The sequence below is a fragment of the Klebsiella sp. MPUS7 genome, assembly GCF_009905335.1.
GTDB classification, from domain to species: Bacteria; Pseudomonadota; Gammaproteobacteria; order Enterobacterales; family Enterobacteriaceae; genus Klebsiella; species Klebsiella grimontii.
Genome location: NZ_CP047604.1, coordinates 2769136 through 2789114 on the forward strand (window position 1 = coordinate 2769136; position 19979 = coordinate 2789114).

Consider the following 19979-nt stretch of genomic DNA (forward strand, 5'->3'; position numbering starts at 1 on the left):
ATTTCGCGTCAAATGCGCCGCTGACGACGGCGAACCGGCCGCACGCGTTTGGTTTTCTCCTCCAGGGCTACGCCGGCCAGATAATTGGCCAGCGCGACAGGAGAAGGGTGAGTGAACAGGTCAAGCAGCGTCAGGGCGGCAGATTCGTGACGTTGTAACAAAACGTGCAGCTGCACCAGATTCAGCGACGTGGCGCCCGCCTCAAAAAAGTTCTCAGTGGGTGCGACAGGTTCGCCAACCACCTCGCGAAAGGCGTCGCAAATCAGGCTGACGCTGCTCTCGTCCGCCGCGATCCGCGGCTGAGCGCGCTCAGGGCGCAGCCGGTGGGCGCATTGCTCCGTGACCTTAAGCGGGGGAACCAGCTCGGCGAGCGGCAGCTGCCAGCTGCTGTCATCCTCCGCCATTCGGTTAAGCAACGCGCAATACTGTGCAAACTGGCGCTCCACCTGCCCGTCAGGAAACAGGGCGGCGACAAAATCCCAGTTAAAGCGCAGTTCGCCTTCGGATTCATAAACCTGGTGATCGAGCCAGACCTGCGGCGTCTGGGATATCCCCCACACCGGTTTGAGCAGATTGCGCCGGGCAAGGAAGTTATCCTGCTCAAAGCCCAGCGCGCTGGTAAAGACGACGGGCATTGGGACAGCCGGTACGTTTTGCCGCCGCGCCAGTTGCCGCATCACGCGTATTGCCGACACATCGCGGTGGTTGAGGCTCTCGCTTAGTCGCTGCTGTAATAACCGCGCGCTTTGCAGCCAGCTCTCGCCGGGATGCCAGCTCAGCAGCATCAGCGAAGTAAAGTCGCCCAGGATCTGGTTGATTTGCGGGTGCAGCGGGCGTCTGTCGAAAAGCGTAAGGTTAAGCGTGAAATCGGGCTGTGCGCTCCATGCAGCAAGAACCGTTGACCACACGGATAACAGTACGGCCGACGGGGTGAGATGAGCGTCAGCCGCCCGCTGTTTCAGGCGACGCCAGCGCGCGCTGTCCATTGCCCCACTGAGCCGGGCGAAGCGCGGCGTCTCAACGTCCTGAGGCAAGCAGCGTAGCGGTAACGCAGGCGCCGGAGGAATATCATCAAGCTGCGTTTGCCACCATGTCAGAGAGTCGGGATTGGGCGTCCGCAGCGCGGGTTGCTGCAGGTAATCCCTGAAGGTAACGGGAAGCGGCGGCGGCAGCTGCTGCGGATAGCGATAGCCGTGTTCCAGCTCCGACAACAAGATCTGCATGCTCAACCCGTCAAGCAACAGGTTATCCAGACACAGCCACAGTCGGGCGGGCATCCCGTCGATGAACCCGACCTGGAGATCGAATACCGGCCAGACTCCAGGGTTGAGAACCTGATGCGCCAGTCTGTCGCGTACCTGTAGCGCCTCTTCGGGGTTGTGCAGAATGTGCGCGGGTATCACCCATGGGGGAGTCTGTTCGAGAACCCGCTGTTGTCCATCCCGCACCACGGCGCGCAGCATATCGTGGCGGGCGATTAACCGGTTCCAGACCTTCTCCAGCCGGTGAATATCCAGATCGGCAATTTCAAATTCAACAAAGAAGTGTGAGCCTACGCCGCCAAGGGCAAAGCCCGGCTGACGCCCGACCAGGTAAGCCTGCTGCACGTCAGTCAGCGCGAAAGGCCGGTAGCGTTCTTCAGGGGAGTGGACAAAGGGTTGTTCAACAGGGAGGTCGGTTTTACGCAGCGTGGCGGCAAAATCAGCCAGCCGGGGGTGATTAAACAGGTCGCTTAATCGTGCTGCATAACCCGCCTGGTGGAGCTGTCCGATCAGCCTGGTGGCTAGCAGGCTATCACCGCCATGCTGGAAGAAGTCGGTTTCTCTGCTGACGGCGCCCATCGACAAGAGCGGCTGCCAGATGACGGCAACCTGCATCTCTATATCGCCCAGGGGTAAATCCGCTTCAGTCCGGTTTTCAGCTTCCGGGGTATGACAGCGCTTTAGCGTCTGATAGTCAATTTTGCCGTTCGCCGTCAGCGGTAAGGCGTCAAGTAAGACGATCCGTTTCGGTACCATCCACCCCGGCAGACGTTCGGCGAGAGCGGACTGTAGCTGACGAGGATCGCGGCGTACCTGGCTAACCGGGCATTGTACGAGGAAGCGCTGCAATCCCTCGACTTCATCGCCGTGCTGGCAGTTGAAAGCGGCGGCGGTAAATATCGCCCCCCAGTCAGCGCTATTGTGAAGTAAGGCTTCGGGCTGACCATCGGTTAACAGAAGCGTGCTGAGCAGGGCGGAGGGCGTTAACTGACGAAACTCCAACACATAGAGCAGCGCGCCTGGAACAGCCAGCTGCTGTAATGCCGCGAGGAGCCCGGGCTCTTCCGGCAGCAGACGATGCAGGGCGTTATTCAGCCAGATAATGTCCGCCGAATGAGCATGCGCCGCCAGCGTGTCTGCACTCCAGAGGGCCAGACGGGCGTCAGACCACGGTGTAAGCCGCTGTCGGGCGCTCAGCAGCAGCTCCTGGCTGTGCTCGAGCCCGACATACTCAATCTCGTCAGCGCTAAGCCGGGTTAGCAGGCACTCTGCGGCGCGGGCGGTGCGGACACCCACCTCTAGCAGGCGTACCGGGCGCTGTAAACGCCGGGAAAGCTGTTGACAGATTTTCGCCAGTTCCTCGATATACAGGGCGCTGGCCGGATGGTCGAATGCCAGACTTTCCGGCGACCACCGCGCATCGTTCAGTAATGACAGTTCGTGGCGAGCGCCGCGAAGGATCTGCGTTAAGGTGAGGTCATGCCCGCTGAAAGAAGGAGGGTTATTCTCCGGCGCTTCCCCTGCGCAAACCTGATAATCCTCAGCGGCGGGCCGCAGCCGCTGTTGGGTCACGAGAAAGGCTAACCAGCGTTCCACCACGGCCCGCCAGCGAGGCTGGATAGCGAGAGCATTCATCAGGGGAAGAGGATCGGCGCCAGGCGTGTGACCCGGTTTCAGTTTTAACAGGCGATGCTGAAGAAAATCAGCGACCTGGCCGGCGGAGATTTCTGGGGGACAGACACAGCAGGGCAGCGTTCCGGCAAGCCCGCGCCACTCCTGGGGCAGCGCCGGATCCCGATGATGGGTAACGCAGAAAGCCGAACCCTGAGGCACAACCCAGGCCGCCAGGGTCTTTTCTTTTTCGCCGATCGCCACAACGGTTGACTGTTTCACTCCCGCCAGCTGGCTGAGCGCGCTTTCGATTTCACCCAGCTCGATGCGATATCCCCCGACTTTGACCTGCTTATCGCGACGACCGAGGAACTCTAACGTACCGTCTGGCCAGTAGCACCCGAGATCGCCGGTGCGATACCAGCGCGCGTTCGATTGCGTCACAAACTGCTGCTCGCTGCGTACAGGATCGTTAAAGTAGCCTTCCGCGACCCCGATACCGCCAATCCACAATTCGCCCGGTACCCAGTCCGGGCAGTCCCGGCCCAGTTCATCCACCACCCGGTAACGTTGGTTGGCCAGCGGAAAGCCATAAGGGATGGCGCGCCAGTGGTCAGGGACCCGGTTAATTTCACAGGCGTTAGACCAGATAGACGCCTCGGTGGCGCCGCCCATGGCGATAAACTGTCCCTGGGGGCGGAAGGCGTGATAGCGGGCAGGGAGATCGAGGCCGATCCAGTCGCCGGAAAGCATGACCGCCCGCAGTTTCTCCGGCGCGGCGTCGGCGAAACCTTCACACCAGGTCAACAGCATATCGAACAGCGCCGGGACGCTGTTCCAGAGCGTAACCTGATGACGCTGGATCAATTCGCACCATGCGTGAGGATCGCGCCGTTGATTTTCCATAACGATAACCAGCGCACCGCCGGCGCTCAGAACGCCAAAAATGTCGTAAACCGATAAATCAAAATGCAGGGCGGAGAGGGCCAGCACTCTGTCTCCGGGACCCACCTGGTAACGGGTATTGATATCGCAGCAGGTATTCAGCGCTGCACGGTGAGAAATGACCACGCCTTTCGGCGTGCCGGTCGAGCCGGAGGTATAGATAATGTAGGCCGGCTGCGTCGGCGCGCGCGCCGCCTGGTCGGCTAGCGGCTCCGCCTCAATGGCCTGCTGCCAGGTCAGTTGGGGAATATCGTCTGACCAGGCGCTGGCGTCGTGCTGGCAGGTGAGCACCAGCCGAACGTTGGCGTCGGCGTAGATTTTCCTGCGCCGCGCGGCGGGCTGGTCGAGCGAAACCGGAACGTACACCGCCCCGGACAGCAGAACGGCGAGGACCGCAACCAGCTGTCCCGCGCCTTTCGACATTGTAATAGCGACATTGTCGCCGGGCTGAACCCCGCACGCGATTAACCTGCCAGCGCAGCGGCGCGCATTCTCGGTCAGCTCACGATAATTCCACTGATAATGCGCGTCCGTTACCGCCAGCGCCTGCGGCTGCCGGAGGGCGATGCGGAAAATGCCTTCATGCAGCAAGCCCTGAGGAACGGGAGCGTCGGTTGCGTTAACCCGTTGACGTATCTCCCGCTGGCTTTGGGGCATCCTGTCCGCGAACGGCTTCTTCCAGGCGCTTTCATCATCGCAGAGTTGGTTAATCAGCTGGCAGTAGGCGTTGAACAACGTCTCGACCAGCGCCGGAGGGAACAACGCGTCATTGCTATCCCATTGTAGCCAGATCTCGCCCCGATGCTCGAACGCCAGATGATCTATCCAGACCTGCGGCGTCTGCGAGATGCCCCATTCCGGTTCGCCCAGCGGCGACTCGGCGCGGCTGCTGTACAGGGAGCGCCCCAGATTGCTGGTAAATACCACCGGGGCGCCGTGGGGATGGCTTTGCTGGCGTTTGAGTTCACGAAGGAGCTCGACGCCGGACCAGTGGCGATGCTCCCAGTCCTCAGTAAACGTGAGCTGGTTTTTACGCGCCAGGTTGCTGACGGTATCGCCATCACAGGCGGTATCCAGCAGAAGAATATTGGTGAAGTCGGCAAGCATTTCGTCAACCGCCGGGTGCAGCGGCTGGCGGTCAAATAACGTGATATTGAGCAGCAGCCGCGTCAGGCCGCCCCAGCGCCCCAGAACGGCAGCAAAACAGGTCGCCAGCGCCATTGTCGGCGTCACGCCATTCTCACCGGCCCGTTGGCTAAAGGCGTTCCAGCGTGTTGTCGGGACAATCATGCGGCGTCGGGTATTACGGACTTCACGCAGCGTGGCGGGTTCGCAGGCTAGCGGTAAAACCGGCGCGGGCGGCAGCATCGATGCTTTCGCCAGCCAGTAAACGCGCGCTTTGTCGAGCAGCAGCTGATTGATCTTCTGCTGGTGCAGCAAATAAGCGCGGAAATCATAGCGGGGGTCGCCGGGCGGCAGCGACTCTCCGGCCAGCAGGGCGTTAAGTTCATCGAAAAACAGCGTAAAGCTGGAAGCATCCATAATCAGCAGGTCGATATTGACATGGAGGCGGTGGCGATTGTCCGGCAAGAGTGTCAACTGGAAATCGAAGGTTTCGCCCATTTCCACGCGTAAAAGACGGTGGCTCAGGCGCTGGCGCAATGTTTCCAGATAGGCCTGGCGGCTTGCCTCGTCGGTCTGGCGTAAATCATGAACGGTGACGCCGTTCCAGTATGGCTGCGGTAGCCAGACCTGCTGCCCGTCGGCGCGAAAGGCGATATGCAGCATCGGGTGGCGTTGCAGTAAGATCGTGATGGCCTGCTCCAGCTGTGGCGCCGTGAGATAATGGCCGGCAAACTCCTGATACAGATGACAACCGACGCCGCCCAGCGTCTGTCCGGGCATTCGGCCCGTCAGATAGGCATGCTGTACCGGCGTCAGCGGGAAGGGGGTACCCTCGCTCATGACTGGCCACGCCGCGTCCGCCGGGGAGCTTGCATCATCCGGTTTTTCACCCGAACGGCTGCGCATCAGCTGGCGCCATGCTGCCAACGTGGGGGCGGCATACAGCTCGCGAAGGGTGAGGCGGTAGCCCTTTTTACGAAACCAGTGTAACCATCTCATTAATCTTATGGAGTCCAGGCCCGCCTGGATCAGATTGCTCTCTTCTTGTAACTGCTGCGGCGCTAAATTCAGTTCCTGTATTAACAGTTCGCGTAATTGTTGATAATCAGCCGCTTCGCCGTTGTCCGATAACAGCGGATCCTGAGAGGGTGCGCCAGAAATCATTCTTCCTCCTGATGGCACGTCATACCAAAAGCATTGCGTATATGAGAATAATTATTATTAACAATTGAGCGCTACCCGAATCGGGTTTATTTGTGCCCGTTTCGGTTTCACGGTCGGCAAAAAAAGGCCCGGATGGCGAATCCGGGCCTTGTTAACGGAGGGGTTTCTGGGGTAAGTCCAGGTTAGATCACACGTTTGAAGGTCGACGGGGTGACGCCAAACTGCTTCTGAAATGCGGCGGAGAAATGGCTGGCGTTGGCATAGCCTAGATCCGCCGCCACCGTCATAACGGAAGTATTGCCATTAGCCAGCCGTCTTCTTGCCTCCTGCATGCGTTCGGCCTGAAAAAGTCCATAGACGCTGTTGTTGAACAGAACGCGAAATCCCCGCTTAATTTTAAGCACGCTTAAACCGGACTCTCTGGCGAGTTCGGTGACCCCCGGCGCCTGCGTCAAATCGGCCAGCAGCAGATCCTTTGCCCGCAGCAGTTTCTGGCGTTCCATCGGATTGAAGTGGCAGGAGGAACAGCTGGCGTCCTCGCGATGTTCATCCAGCACCAGGCTGAGCATCACCAGACTTTGTCCCTGTAGCCATAACGTCGACGGTTTTTGTTCATGAGTGAAGCCGCCGTGCATCCGCATCAGCGCGTGACGCAGGGCCTGAGCCGTTAGGTGGGTTTCGGCGTTACAACGCTGCTGCTGGCAACAGCAGTGGGAGTCGATCTTATTTTTAATGACCGAGCTAATATCCGGCACCCACAGCGCGAGTGCTTCAGGGCTGAAAGAGAGCGTAATGCTCTCGAACCGGCCGCAGTAGGAGGCGCTGCCGCGGCAGTCTGGCGTATGAGTAATGTAATGACGATCGCGCGCGAGTTCCCAGTCGGTGTGGCGGCTGAGTCCCTGGATCGCAAAGCGCGATGTGCCTTCCAGAATGCAAGAGAAGTTAATCCTGCCCAGGTCGTCGTGCAGCTGCAACGTCTCGGGCTGAGCAAAGTGGCCCCGCCAGAGCAAAATATCCATACCTTCCTGCAACGAGCAGCGCAGCAGCTCACACTGGGCAGGAATAGCGCCGTCGTTGGCGGGTTTTCCAACCACTAGCTGGTGAATAGAGATGGCAGATTGCGTTTGTGGTGACTCCGTCATGACCGGGTTATCTCCCTGTGGCTTAGACCAATGCGGGTATAAATAGAACCGAATGGGGTAGATGAGTAATTGATAATGGTTATTATTCACATTAATTCCCGGAACGCCACCTTGAAATAGTGTTTTTGGCGTCCATAAAAATTCATCAGGAAAATCAGCCACTCCATGTCATCTCACTCATCCAACACTGAATCGCTGTCCCGATTTCCTCTTTGGCAGGTGATTACCCCGGTTCGCGGGAAGGTGCTCCTGGCTATGGCGCTGGCGGGGCTGGCGGCCTTCACCAGCCTGGGGGCGCTGCTTTTTCTGGCATGGTGCCTGCGCGATCTGCGCGGGGCACCTGACTTCATCCCCGTCTGGCCGCTGAGCGGCGTAGTTGGCTGCGTGATAGCGACCTTTATCCTGCGCCTGCAGGCGTTCAATACCTCTCATTATGCGGCTTTCCATCTGGAGAATATTCTGCGCAGCAGATTAGCCCACAAGACCCTACAGCTTGCGCCGGGCGCGTTACAGCAGATGGGCAGCGGATCGGTGGCGAAAGTGATGCTGGATGATGTGAAGTCGTTACATATTTTTGTTGCTGACAGTACGCCGCTTTATGCCCGCGCCATAATCATGCCGCTGGCGACTGTTGTTCTCGTATTCTGGCTGGACTGGCGACTGGCCATCGCGACGCTGGGGGTACTGGCGTTTGGTTCGGTGGTGCTGTTACTCGCCCGTCAGCGCTCGGAAAACATGGCTCAGCGTTATCATCAGGCGCGTGAACGGGTCAGCGCCGCGGTGATTGAGTTCGTACAGGCCATGCCGGTGGTGAGGACCTTTGATAGCGGCAGTACCAGCTTTTTGCGCTATCAACATGCCCTCGAAGAGTGGGTCGATGTGCTCAAAAGCTGGTATCGACAGGCCGGATTTTCAGCGCGTTTTTCATTCTCGATTCTGAACCCGCTGCCGACCTTATTCGTTCTTATCTGGTGCGGATACGGCCTGCTGCACGCTGGCAGTCTCGATTTTATCGCCTGGGTAGCCGTATTACTGATAGCCAGCGGAATGGCCGAAGCGGTAATGCCGATGATGATGCTTAATAACCTGGTCGCGCAAACGCGTTTAAGCGTGCAGCGTATCTATCAGGTTCTCGCGATGCCGGAACTTTCGCGCCCGCGAGCCGATCGACAGCCGAAAGAGGCGAGTATCACCTTTGAGCAGGTAAGCTTTCATTATCCGCAAGCGCGGACTGGCGCCGCGTTGCAGGAGGTGAGCTTTCACGTGCCTGTCGGGCAAATTGTGGCGCTGGTAGGGCCAAGCGGCGCCGGGAAAAGCACCGTGGCGCGGCTGCTGCTACGTTACGCCGATCCCGACAAAGGCCATATTCGTATTGGCGGCGTGGATCTGCGCGATATGCGGATAGAGACCCTGATGAAGCAAATCTCGTTTGTGTTTCAGGACAACTTTCTTTTTGCCGACACGATCGCCAATAACATCCGTTTGGGCGCGCCGGATACGCCGCTGGAATCCGTGATAGCGGCGGCCAGAGTGGCGCAGGCGCATGAGTTTATTAGCGCGTTGCCGGAGGGTTACAGCACGCGAGTCGGGGAACGAGGGGTATTCCTCTCCGGCGGGCAGCGGCAGCGCATCACCATCGCCCGGGCGCTTTTGCAGGATCGTCCCATTCTGGTGCTTGATGAAGCGACGGCGTTTGCCGATCCGGAAGGGGAAGCGGCGCTTATCAACGCCCTCGCGGCGGCCATGCGCGGCCGGACGGTCATCATGGTCGCGCATCGTCTCTCCATGGTGACTCAGGCCGATGTGATATTGCTGTTTTCCGACGGTCAGCTCCGGGAAATCGGGAGCCACGGGCAGCTGTTGGCGCAGGGTGGCCTGTATCAACGGCTATGGCAACGCTATCAGCAGGCGCAGCAGTGGGTGCCGGGTGGAACGAAGGAAGAGGCGGTGCAAAATGAAAGACACTAACCCGGCGGATAATCTGGCCTGGCGCGCGATCTGGCGCCAGCTTATCTCCAGCGTGGGCAGTCAGGCGGGAACGCTGCGGCGCAGTCTGGTTGCTCTGCTGCTGGCGGCATTGATGCAGGGGATCGCCTTCGCCTGCCTCTATCCGATCGTTGATGCGCTGCTACGGAATGAGGCATCGCGGCTTCTTCACTGGGCTTTGGCCTTCAGCATTGCGGCGTTGGTGACGCTGGCTCTCCGCTGGTATGGGCTGGGCTTTGAATACCGCGGTCATCTGGCGCAGGCCACCCATGAGCTGCGCCTGCGCCTGGGCGAACAATTACGCCGCGTGCCGCTGGAGAGGCTCCAGCGCGGCAGAGCGGGCGAAACGAACGCCTTGTTGCTGGGCTCCGTGGATGAAAACCTCAATTATGTGATTGCGATAGCCAATATTTTACTGCTGACCATCGTCACGCCGCTGACGGCATCGTTGGCGACATTGTGGATCGACTGGCGGCTGGGGCTGGTGATGCTGCTGATCTTCCCCTTGCTGGCGCCGTTTTATTACTGGCGCCGCCCGGCGATGCGGCGACAAATGCAGACCCTGGGCGAAGCGCACCAGCGGCTGAGCGGGGATATTGTTGAATTTGCGCAGGGGATGATGGTATTGCGTACCTGCGGTAGCGATACCGATAAAAGCCGGGCGCTGCGGGATCATTTTAACGCTCTGGAAAACTTACAGACCCGCACTCACCGCCAGAGCGCGGGCGCGACGATGCTGATCGCCGGCGTTGTGGAGCTGGGACTACAGGTGGTGGTGTTGTGCGGAATTATCTGGGTGGTCACGGGCACATTGAACCTCGCCTTTCTGATTGCCGCCGCCGCGATGATTATGCGTTTCGCTGAACCGATGGCCATGTTTATCAGCTACACCTCGGTGGTGGAACTGATTGCCAGCGCCTTACAGCGTATTGAGCAGTTTATGGCGATCGCGCCGCTTCCCGTTGCCGAACGCGGGGAGATGCCGGAACGTTACGATATCCGCTTTGACAATATTCATTACCGCTATGACGACAGCGGCGATCCCGCGCTCAATGACCTCTCTTTGACCTTTCCTGCGGCCAGTATGAGCGCGCTGGTGGGCGCTTCCGGCGCAGGTAAAACCACGGTCAGCAAACTGTTAATGCGCTATGCCGATCCGCAGCAAGGGCGGATTTCTATCGGCGGCGTCGATATTCGTCGCCTGACGGCGGAGCAGCTCAACAGCCTGATTTCCGTCGTATTCCAGGATGTCTGGCTGTTTGATGACACATTGCTGGCGAATATCCTGATTGCGCGCCCGCAGGCGACCCAGCAGGAAGTAGAAGAGGCCGCCCGCGCGGCGCAGTGTCTTGAATTCATTACCCGCCTTCCTCAAGGCTGGCTGACGCCAATGGGCGAGATGGGCGGACAGCTATCGGGCGGCGAGCGCCAGCGGATTTCCATTGCCAGGGCCTTATTGAAAGATGCGCCGATCGTCATTCTTGATGAGCCGACCGCCGCGCTGGATATTGATAGCGAGCTGGCGGTACAGAAAGCTATCGATAACCTGGTTCACAACCGGACGGTGATTATTATCGCCCATCGCCTGTCTACCATCGTCGGGGCCGGAAATATCCTGGTGATGGAGGAGGGCAAAGTGGTTGAACAGGGCACCCATGCGCAGTTGCTCTCTCTTCATGGGCGTTACCAGGCGCTGTGGCACGCGCAAATGGCCGCCCGCGTCTGGCGCGCCGAAGGGGTTTCCACGTCAGAGGAGGTGGCGCATGAGTGACGTTCCGTCGAATGTGAAACCGCTGACGTTAACCACCGGGCGGGTGATTTTCGCCATTGCCGGCATCTATGTGACACAGAGTCTGGTATCGGCGCTCTCGATGCAGTCCTTGCCAGCGCTGGTGCGCGCTGCCGGCGGATCGCTTGCGCTTGCCGGGGCCACAACCCTGTTCATGCTGCCCTGGGCGCTGAAGTTTATTTGGGCGCCGTGGGTCGAGCGCTGGCGGCTACCTCCTGGCAGCCCGCAGCGCCGTTCCCGCATGCTGATCCTGCGCGGGCAGGCTGCGCTCGCGGCGATCCTGGCGATTGCCGCCGCGATTGGCGGGACAGGGCGAGAAGGCGGATTGCCCGAAACGCTAGTCGCCGCGCTATTTGCGCTGTTTATGGTGGCGGGTACGGTCGCCTCCACTATTGATATCGCCAGCGACGGTTTTTGCGTCGATCAGCTGACCCGCGCAGGGTACGGTTGGGGAAACAGCGTGCAGGTCGGCGGCAGCTATCTGGGAATGATGTGCGGCGGTGGGGTGTTTCTGATGCTGTCGGCGACCGTCGGCTGGCCTGCGGCCATGCTGATGATGGCGGCTCTGATCCTGGTCTTATCCGTACCCCTGTGGCGCATTGCCGAACCAACGCGCACGGCATCTGTTCCGCATGTTCCGGCATTGGGTTATGCGCTTAGAAGGCGACAGGCTCGTCTGGGCTTAATGTTGGTATTGATGCTGAATTCCGGCATGCGGTTTGTGCTGCCTCTACTGGCGCCGCTGCTGTTGGATCATGGTCTGAGCATGTCAGCGCTCGGCGCGCTGTTCAGCGGCGGTAATATTGCGGCGGGCATAGCCGGAACGCTGGCGGGTGGATTGCTGATGAAATACCTCTCACCCGGCAGAGCGCTGTTTGCGGCTCATGGCGCGCAGGGCATCGCGCTGCTGGCGGTAGTGATGACGCTGAAGATAGCGCCGGGTCCTCTACTGCTGCCGATTCTCCAGGTATTGATCGTTGTTCAATCTGTTTCGCTGGCCTGCGCGTTGGTCTGTCTTTACGCCACGCTGATGGCGCTTTCTTCGCCTTTGCAGGCCGGTGTCGATTTTACGCTCTTTCAATGTACTGACGCCGCCATCGCCATTCTGGCCGGCGTAGTCGGCGGCGTTGTCGCGCAGCGCTTTGGCTATGCGGCCTGCTTCCTGTTTGCCGGCGTATTCACGTTACTGGCGGCGTGGATTGTTTCTATCCGACTGCGTTCGGCAAAAGAACTGATGACAAGCTCAATTGATTGATCCGGGAATAACATAGAGAGGTAAGGGATGAAAATCAGTGAATTTTTACACCTGGCGTTACCAGAGGAGCAATGGCTGCCGATGATTTCTGGCGTCTTACGTCAGTTCGGAGATGAAGAGTGCTATGTCTATGAGCGCCAACCTTGCTGGTACATAGGTAAAGGATGCCAGGCGCAACTGCAGATTAATGCCGACGGCACCCAGGCGATATTCATTGATGATGCCGGGGAACAAAAGTGGGCGGTAGATTCAATTACCTACTGCGCGCGTCGTTTTATGACGCATCCGCGGGTGAGAGGATGCCGGGTATATGGTCAGGTTGGGTTCAACTTTGCGGCCCATGCGCGGGGAATGGCCTTTGATGCCGGCGAGTGGCCGCTGCTAACCTTAACCGCTCCCCGTGAAGAACTTATTTTTGAGAAGGGAAATGTCACCGTTTACGCGGACTCCGCCGACGGATGCCGCCGTCTGTGCGAGTGGGTAAAAGAGGTCGATACGGCGACACCATGCGGGCCAATGGTTGTGGATACCGCCCTGGACGGTGAAGCCTATAAACAGCAGGTTGCGCGCGCCGTTTCGGCGATCCACCGCGGCGATTACGTTAAAGTCATCGTCTCACGCGCGATTCCTCTGCCTGCGCGAATTGATATGCCCGCTACGCTGCTATATGGACGGCAGGCCAACACGCCCACCCGTTCGTTTATGTTTCGCCAGCAAGGACGAGAAGCGCTGGGTTTTAGTCCGGAACTGGTGATGTCGGTGACGGGAAATAAAGTGGTCACTGAACCGCTGGCGGGCACCCGCGATCGCATGGGCGATACGGCGCATAATCAGGCAAATGAGAGGGAGCTGCTGCACGACGGTAAAGAGGTGCTTGAGCATATCCTCTCGGTCAAAGAGGCCATTGCCGAACTGGAGGCGGTTTGCCAGCCCGGCAGCGTAGTGGTCGAGGATTTGATGTCGGTTCGCCAGCGCGGCAGCGTCCAGCATCTGGGGTCTGGCGTCAGCGGCCAGCTCGCGGAAGATAAGGATGCCTGGGATGCATTTACCGTGCTGTTTCCGTCAATTACCGCGTCAGGTATCCCTAAAAAAGCGGCCCTCAACGCGATCATGCAAATTGAAAAAACGCCGCGGGAGCTCTATTCAGGCGCAATCCTGCTGCTGGAAGATACGCGCTTCGATGCGGCGTTAGTGCTGCGTTCCGTGTTTCAGGATAGCCAGCGCTGCTGGATACAGGCGGGGGCGGGTATCATCGCGCAATCTACGCCGGAACGAGAACTGACGGAAACCCGGGAGAAATTAGCGAGCATTGCGCCCTATCTAAAGGTGCCCGCGTGACGGTTATCGACCCTGTTTAAGGTTAAAAGTGCCAGCAAGCTGGCACTTTGTTTTCCCGGTTTCAGGCGCTTATCGTGCGTCGGCCAGCGCCAGCTCAGCCTCTTGCTGCTGGGTGTTCTTCCGCTGTTGCTCCAGCTCCAGCGCGCCGCGATGAGAAAGGTAGCAGAACAGAATGCAGCAGACGATCCCGCCCATCAGCAGATAGAACCCGCCGTGCCAGCCCATTTTATCTACCATCACGCCAAACAGGCTGGTGCCTAAGGATGCGCCAAAGATGTAGCTCATAAATCCGCGCAGGCCAACGGCTGAACCGACGGCAAAGCTGGGCACAATTTCCATAGTCTGGACGGAGGCCAGAAACTGCGGCACGTAAATCAGGCAGCCCACTATCGCCGCGAACACCGTCACCATCAGCAGAGATTCGCTTTTCCAGTAGCCGATCAGGCAGATGAAAATCAGCGCCATACAGATCATGGCTAACGGCATCCGACGTCCTTTGAACAGCTTGTCGGAGAGCCAACCGGCCAGCAGGGTGGACGGAATCGCCGCCCATTCAAAAAACAGAAACGCGACGCTCATCTGTTCTTTGGAAAAATGTTTCACCGTCAGCAGATAGATGGGCAGCCAGCTGATCATGCCGAAACGCACCATATAGACGAACACATCCACAAAGGAGACATACCAGGCGTTTTTATTGCGCAGAACGTAGGTGCAGAAGATCTGCAATGCGCTCATGTTTTCCGGCGCTTTTACCGCGTGTTTAGCGTTAAGCACCACCTTTTCTTCCGGCATCATCTCTTCCAGCGCAGGCAGGCCTTCTTCACGCGGCGAGCCTTTACCCAGCGCCAGTACGCTCAGAGCGAACACCACCGCCACGCAGGCCGGGACGATGTAGCTGGCGCTCTGCCAGTGCTCACTGCCGAGGATAGCGAACGCGGCGCCGACGATCGGGGCGACAATCCCGCCGCCGACATTGTGGGAAATGTTCCAGAACGCCCCCACGCGACCGCGCTCCCGGCGAGGGAACCAGTTAGCGATAGTGATAAAAGAGGGGCCGACGCCCATCCCCTGAAACAGACCGTTCAGAACGACCAGCGCAGCGAAGATCCAGAACGCGGTGCTGAACCCCAGGCCAACGTTGACGATCGCGCACAGCACCAGGCCGCAGGCCATAAAGACTTTCGGACTGGCTTTATCCGCCAGGCTGCTCATGATGCCTTTGCTTATCCCATACGCAATGAGCATACAGCTGCTAAGCAAACCGATTTGCGTGGCGCTAAGATCTAACTGTTCTTTCAGATAAGGCGTGGATAACGTGAAGTTGTTGCGCACAATATAGTACGCCAGATAGCCCAGAAATACGCTTAGCAGCGCCTGAATACGGTATCGGCCATAAGTTGCCTGCACTTTTTCAGCAGGCACTTTATTCGCCGACGGCCCTTTTTTTAATATTGATAACATGTCGTCACCTGTATTTTATATTGCTATGAAGATCAGGAGTGGTCGGCATGCAGAGTGAAATAAGCGGGTATAAAATTCAAATCATCAAAATGGGTCAAAACTGACTCAAATTGATGAATTAAGGCGTTATTTTTGACACGTTGAGCATTAATGAAATTGCGGGTAATTAATTTTACGCGGATTTTATGTCAGGCTTGTGCGGATATTAACAAATTCCACATTTATTATCTGGTAATCTTTCCTGAGGTTTCCGGTTGCCAAAACAACTATTTTTCCGCTGGCGATGATTAATCCGCCAGGCGTCATAAACGGGTAAGTTTTGTCTCAACGCTATTTTTTCGGTATTTCAATATTTATGAACGGGATCACAAACAGGTTTTTTCGTCGGGGCGGGATGCTCAGCAAAACGTGGGCGCTGTGGCTGCTGGCCGCCGGGTTTAGTCCCTGTACGGCGCAAAGCGAAGAACTGGTGATGGCGACAACGTTTTCTCCCGGCGCCACCGCGTGGATTATCGCGCGCTGGCAAACGGAGCCGGGGTCGGTGATGATTCGTACGCTCAACCGCACCAGCGCCTCGCTGGAACAGCTGCTTGATACGGCCAATGCGGAAAACGTTGATCTGGTTCTGACCTCATCACCGATGCTGCTGCAGCATCTTCAGGAACATCAAAAGCTGGCGCCGTTCAACGGCGCGCCGGCAGGCAGCCAACATCTGGTGCCAGAATCCATCCGTTCAACGTCCGTTGCCGTGGCGATGTCGGGGTTCGGTTTACTGATTAACCGCTCGGCGTTGACGACGCGGCATCTGCCCGCGCCAGCGGACTGGGACGATCTCACCGACCCTCGCTATCAGGGGGCGCTGCTGATGAGCAGCCCGTCGCGCTCGGACACCAATCATCTGATGGTAGAGTCGCTGTTGCAGCAACAAGGCTGGCTTAAAGGATGGCAGACGTTGTTGGCAAGCGCGGGAAATCTGGTCACGATTTCATCGCGCAGCTTTGGCGTGGCGGATAAAATTAAAAGCGGGCTGGGAGTGGCCGGTCCGGTAATTGATAACTATGCCAATCTGCTGTTGAACGATCCGCATCTGACCTTTACCTATTTTCCGCAGTCGGCCGTTTCGCCAACCTATGTCGCGGTGCTCAAAAACAGCCAGCACGCCAGCGAAGCGCGGCGCTTTATTCGCTATCTGCTCAGCCCGGAAGGGCAGCGGATCCTCGCCGATGCCAATACCGGAAAATACCCGGTGACGCCGCTGGCGGCAGGCAATCCGCGGTGGGCGCAGCAGGCGCGGCTGATGAATCAACCGCCGTTGAACTATCGCCTGATCCTCAAGCGTCAGCGTCTGGTTCAGCGGATGTTTGATACGGCCATCAGCTTTCGTCTCGCCCAGCTGAAAGACGCCTGGCGGGCGCTGCACAGCGCGGAAGCCCGTCTTAAGCGTCCGCTGCCCGAGATACGCGCGTTGCTAACCGGTGTCCCGGTCGACCCGGCGAGCAGTGAGGATGAAGCCTGGCTGGCGCAGTTCGACAATAAGAGCTTTGCCGAGCAGCAAATGATGGAGTGGCAGCTCTGGTTTCTCAATAACCAGCGTCAGGCGATCGCAAAACTGGAAGAACTCAAATGATGGGCCGGTCCATGCTGCAACGTTTGCGACAAATCAGCATCAGCACCAGCCTGCGCGGGGCTTTTCTGATGGGCGCGCTGCTGACGCTGATTGTCAGCGGCGTCAGCCTCTATTCATGGCATGAGCAAAGCTCGCAGATACGCTATTCGCTGGACGAGTATTTTCCCCGCATCCATTCTGCTTTTCTGATTGAAGGCAATCTCAATCTGGTGGTCGATCAGCTCAATGAATTTTTGCTGGCGCCGAATACCACGGTGCGCCTGCAGCTGCGTAACCAGATTATTCAGCATCTGGATAAAATAGAGCGGCTGAGCCAGGGCTTGTCACCCGCGGAACGCCAGCAGCTGGCGGTGATTTTACAGGACAGCCGCGCGCTGCTGTCGGAGCTGGATCGCGTGCTCTACAACATGTTTCTGGTACGCGAAAAGGTGGGGGAACTCTCGGCGCGTATCGACTGGCTGCACGATGATTTTACCACTGAGCTGAATTCACTGGTGCAGGACTTTACCTGGCAGCAGGGAACGCTGCTCGATCAGATAGAAGCCCGCCAGGGCGACGCGGCGCAGTACCTGAAGCGTTCCAGAGAAGTCCAGAACGAACAGCAGCAGGTCTATACGCTGGCCCGCATTGAGAATCAAATCGTTGACGACCTGCGCGACAGGCTTAATGAACTGAAATCCGGAAATGATGACGGCATGCTGGTGGAGACGCATATCCGCTATCTCGAAAACCTGAAGAAAACGTCGGATGAAAATATTCGCGCGCTGGACGACTGGCCGAGCACGATCACGCTGCGACAAACGATTGATGAGCTGCTGGAAATCGGCATGGTGAAAAATAAGATGCCGGATACCATGCGCGACTACGTTACGGCGCAAAAAGCGTTAGTGGACGCCAGTCGCGCCAGAGAAGCCACGCTGGGGCGCTTCAGGACGCTGCTTGAAGCCCAGCTTGGCAGCAGTCATCAGCAAATGCAGATGTTTAATCAGCGTATGGGGCAGATTGTCCGCGTCAGCGGCGGATTGATCCTGGTGGCGACGCTGCTGGCGCTGCTGCTGGCATGGGTATTGAACCATTATTTTATTCGCTCGCGGCTGGTGAAACGCTTTACCGCGCTGAATCAGGCGGTGGTGCAGATTGGGTTAGGCCGGACGGATGCCACCATTCCGGTTTATGGCCGGGATGAACTGGGGCGTATTGCCGGTTTGCTTCGCCATACGCTGGGTCAGCTTAACGCGCAAAAACAGCAGCTTGAACAGGAGATCGGCGAGCGAAAAACGATCGAGTCCGATCTCCGCGCTACCCAGGACGAGCTGATCCAGACCGCTAAACTGGCGGTGGTGGGGCAGACGATGACCACCCTGGCGCATGAGATCAACCAGCCGCTGAACGCGCTGTCGATGTATCTTTTTACGGCGGGACGGGCGATTGAGCAGGGACAGACGGCGCAGGCGCGGGCGACGTTAAGTAAAGCGGAAGGGTTGATTAACCGCATTGACGCGATTATCCGCTCGCTGCGCCAGTTCACCCGCCGCGCTGAACTGGAAACGCCGCTGCATCCGGTCGATCTGCGGCAGACGTTTATGGTGGCGTGGGAACTGCTGGCGATGCGCCATAGGCCGCAGCAGGGAACGCTGGTGGTACCGGATGAAACCGTCTGGATCCGCGGCGATGAAGTGCGGGTCCATCAGGTACTGGTGAACGTGCTGTCGAATGCGCTCGATGCCTGCCCGAACGCGGCGAAAATTACGGCGAGCTGGCAAATGCACGGTGACACGCTGAGCGTGTTGATTGCCGACAACGGCCCCGGCTGGCCTGCGACCTTGCTGCCGTCACTGCTGAAGCCGTTCACTACCAGTAAAGATGTGGGGCTGGGGATTGGGCTGTCGATTTGTGTTTCTCTGATGACGCAAATGGAAGGGACGCTGCACCTGGCGTCGACGTTAACGCGCAACGCCTGCGTGGTGCTGCAATTCAATTTAACGGATGCAAAAGATGTTGAGTAATGAGTGTTCGATTCTGCTGATTGATGATGATGCCGATGTGCTGGATGCCTATACACAGCTGCTTGAGCAGGCGGGTTATCACGTCCATGCCTGCGATAATCCCTTTGCGGCGCGGGAGTGGGTGCAGAAGGACTGGCCCGGTATTGTGCTGAGCGATGTCTGCATGCCCGGCTGCTCCGGCATCGACTTGATGACGCTGTTTCATCAGGATGATGAGCAGCTGCCGATTGTGCTTATCACCGGGCATGGCGACGTGCCGATGGCGGTGGACGCGGTGAAAAAAGGGGCCTGGGATTTTTTGCAAAAGCCGGTCGATCCGGGAAAGCTGCTCTCGCTGGTGGACGCCGCGTTACGTCAGCGGCAATCGGTGATCGCGCGTCGCCAGTATGGCCAGCAGACATTGCGGGTTGAGCTGGTTGGGCGCAGTCAGTGGCTGGAACAGTATCGCCAACGCTTACAGCAGTTGGCGGAGACGGATATTGCGGTCTGGCTTTACGGCGAACCGGGAACCGGCCGTATGACCGGCGCGCGCTATCTGCACCAGTTGGGGCACAACGCCGATGGTCCGTTTATCTACTGCGAACTGACCCCGGCCAATGCCCATAAGCTTAATGAACCGATCGCGCAAGCGCAGGGCGGGACCCTGGTATTAAGTCACCCGGAGCACCTGACCCACGAGCAGCAGCATCAACTGGTGCAGTCGCAGAGTCTTGAACGGCGGCCTTTTCGCCTGATTGGCATCGGCAACGCTTCGCTGGTGGAGCTGGCGGCCAGCGGCCGGATTGTGGCGGAGCTCTATTACTGCTTCGCGATGACGCAAATTGTCTGCCTGCCGCTGTCTAAGCGGCCTGATGATATCGAGCCGCTGTTCCATCACTATTTGCAGAAAACCTGCCAGCGGCTGAATCATCCTGTCCCGGAGGTGGATAGCCATCTGTTGAAAGGAATGATGCGCCGGGTGTGGCTAAACAACGTCCGTGAGTTGGCGAACGCAGCCGAACTGTTTGCAGTGGGGGTGTTACCGCTCGCGGACACGGTGAATCCGCAGATGCACGTTGGAGAGCCCACGCCGCTCGATCGCCGGGTCGAGGACGTTGAACGGCAGATCATTACCGAAGCGCTGAATATCCATCAGGGGCGGATTAATGAAGTGGCGGAGTATCTGCTCATCCCGCGTAAAAAACTGTATCTCAGAATGAAGAAATATGGCCTGAGTAAAGAGCACTACAAGGGGTTTTAGGGGCCACAGAGGAGGAGGGGAGTCATAT

The 19979-nt window shown here is 58.2% G+C and carries 10 protein-coding genes; 7 read left to right on the plus strand and 3 right to left on the minus strand.

What is annotated here, in order from left to right:
* Positions 1–8: 8 nt before the first annotated feature.
* A complete protein-coding gene (locus GUC22_RS13015; protein ID WP_160183557.1) occupies positions 9–6107 on the minus strand; it encodes a non-ribosomal peptide synthetase in 6099 nt (2032 codons plus the stop codon).
* Between the two features lie 182 nt (positions 6108–6289).
* On the minus strand, positions 6290–7249 hold the full coding sequence (gene ybtA / locus GUC22_RS13020) for a yersiniabactin transcriptional regulator YbtA (protein ID WP_004137009.1): 960 nt from the start codon (positions 7247–7249) through the stop codon (positions 6290–6292).
* Positions 7250–7504: 255 nt separating this feature from the next.
* Here ybtA and ybtP point away from each other — a divergent pair, with 255 nt between their 5' ends.
* The 4 genes from ybtP to GUC22_RS13040 are packed head-to-tail and all read left to right on the plus strand — an operon-like array spanning position 7505 to position 13617.
* A complete protein-coding gene (gene ybtP / locus GUC22_RS13025) occupies positions 7505–9217 on the plus strand; it encodes a yersiniabactin ABC transporter ATP-binding/permease protein YbtP (protein WP_192833098.1) in 1713 nt (570 codons plus the stop codon).
* Entirely contained in the window at positions 9204–11006 is a 1803-nt protein-coding gene (gene ybtQ / locus GUC22_RS13030; protein ID WP_004137013.1) for a yersiniabactin ABC transporter ATP-binding/permease protein YbtQ, read from the plus strand. The genes ybtP and ybtQ overlap by 14 nt, the downstream gene beginning before the upstream one ends.
* Positions 10999–12279 (plus strand): yersiniabactin-associated zinc MFS transporter YbtX, encoded by a 1281-nt coding sequence (ybtX, locus tag GUC22_RS13035; RefSeq protein ID WP_160183558.1) that lies wholly within the window; start codon positions 10999–11001, stop codon positions 12277–12279. The genes ybtQ and ybtX overlap by 8 nt, the downstream gene beginning before the upstream one ends.
* Positions 12280–12306: 27 nt before the next feature.
* The gene (locus tag GUC22_RS13040) at positions 12307–13617 is read left to right on the plus strand and encodes a salicylate synthase (RefSeq protein WP_160183559.1); all 1311 of its coding nucleotides are present in this window, start codon (positions 12307–12309) and stop codon (positions 13615–13617) included.
* A 69-nt stretch (positions 13618–13686) separates the two neighbouring features.
* On the opposite strand, the gene pgtP is transcribed toward GUC22_RS13040, so the two are convergent.
* On the minus strand, positions 13687–15078 hold the full coding sequence (pgtP, locus tag GUC22_RS13045; RefSeq protein WP_024358154.1) for a phosphoglycerate transporter PgtP: 1392 nt from the start codon (positions 15076–15078) through the stop codon (positions 13687–13689).
* A 394-nt stretch (positions 15079–15472) separates the two neighbouring features.
* Between pgtP and pgtC the strand changes: the two genes are divergently transcribed.
* Genes pgtC through pgtA form a run of 3 tightly spaced genes read left to right on the plus strand, consistent with a single transcriptional unit; the run spans position 15473 to position 19951 of the window.
* Positions 15473–16705 (plus strand): phosphoglycerate transport regulator PgtC, encoded by a 1233-nt coding sequence (gene pgtC, locus GUC22_RS13050; RefSeq protein WP_180971292.1) that lies wholly within the window; start codon positions 15473–15475, stop codon positions 16703–16705.
* Entirely contained in the window at positions 16702–18711 is a 2010-nt protein-coding gene (gene pgtB / locus GUC22_RS13055) for a two-component system sensor histidine kinase PgtB (protein ID WP_160183560.1), read from the plus strand. Before pgtC ends, pgtB begins: the two co-directional genes overlap by 4 nt.
* Positions 18701–19951: a two-component system response regulator PgtA gene (gene pgtA, locus GUC22_RS13060; RefSeq protein WP_154948142.1), complete on the plus strand. Its 1251-nt coding sequence runs from the start codon at positions 18701–18703 to the stop codon at positions 19949–19951. The genes pgtB and pgtA overlap by 11 nt, the downstream gene beginning before the upstream one ends.
* The last annotated feature ends 28 nt before the right edge of the window (positions 19952–19979 follow it).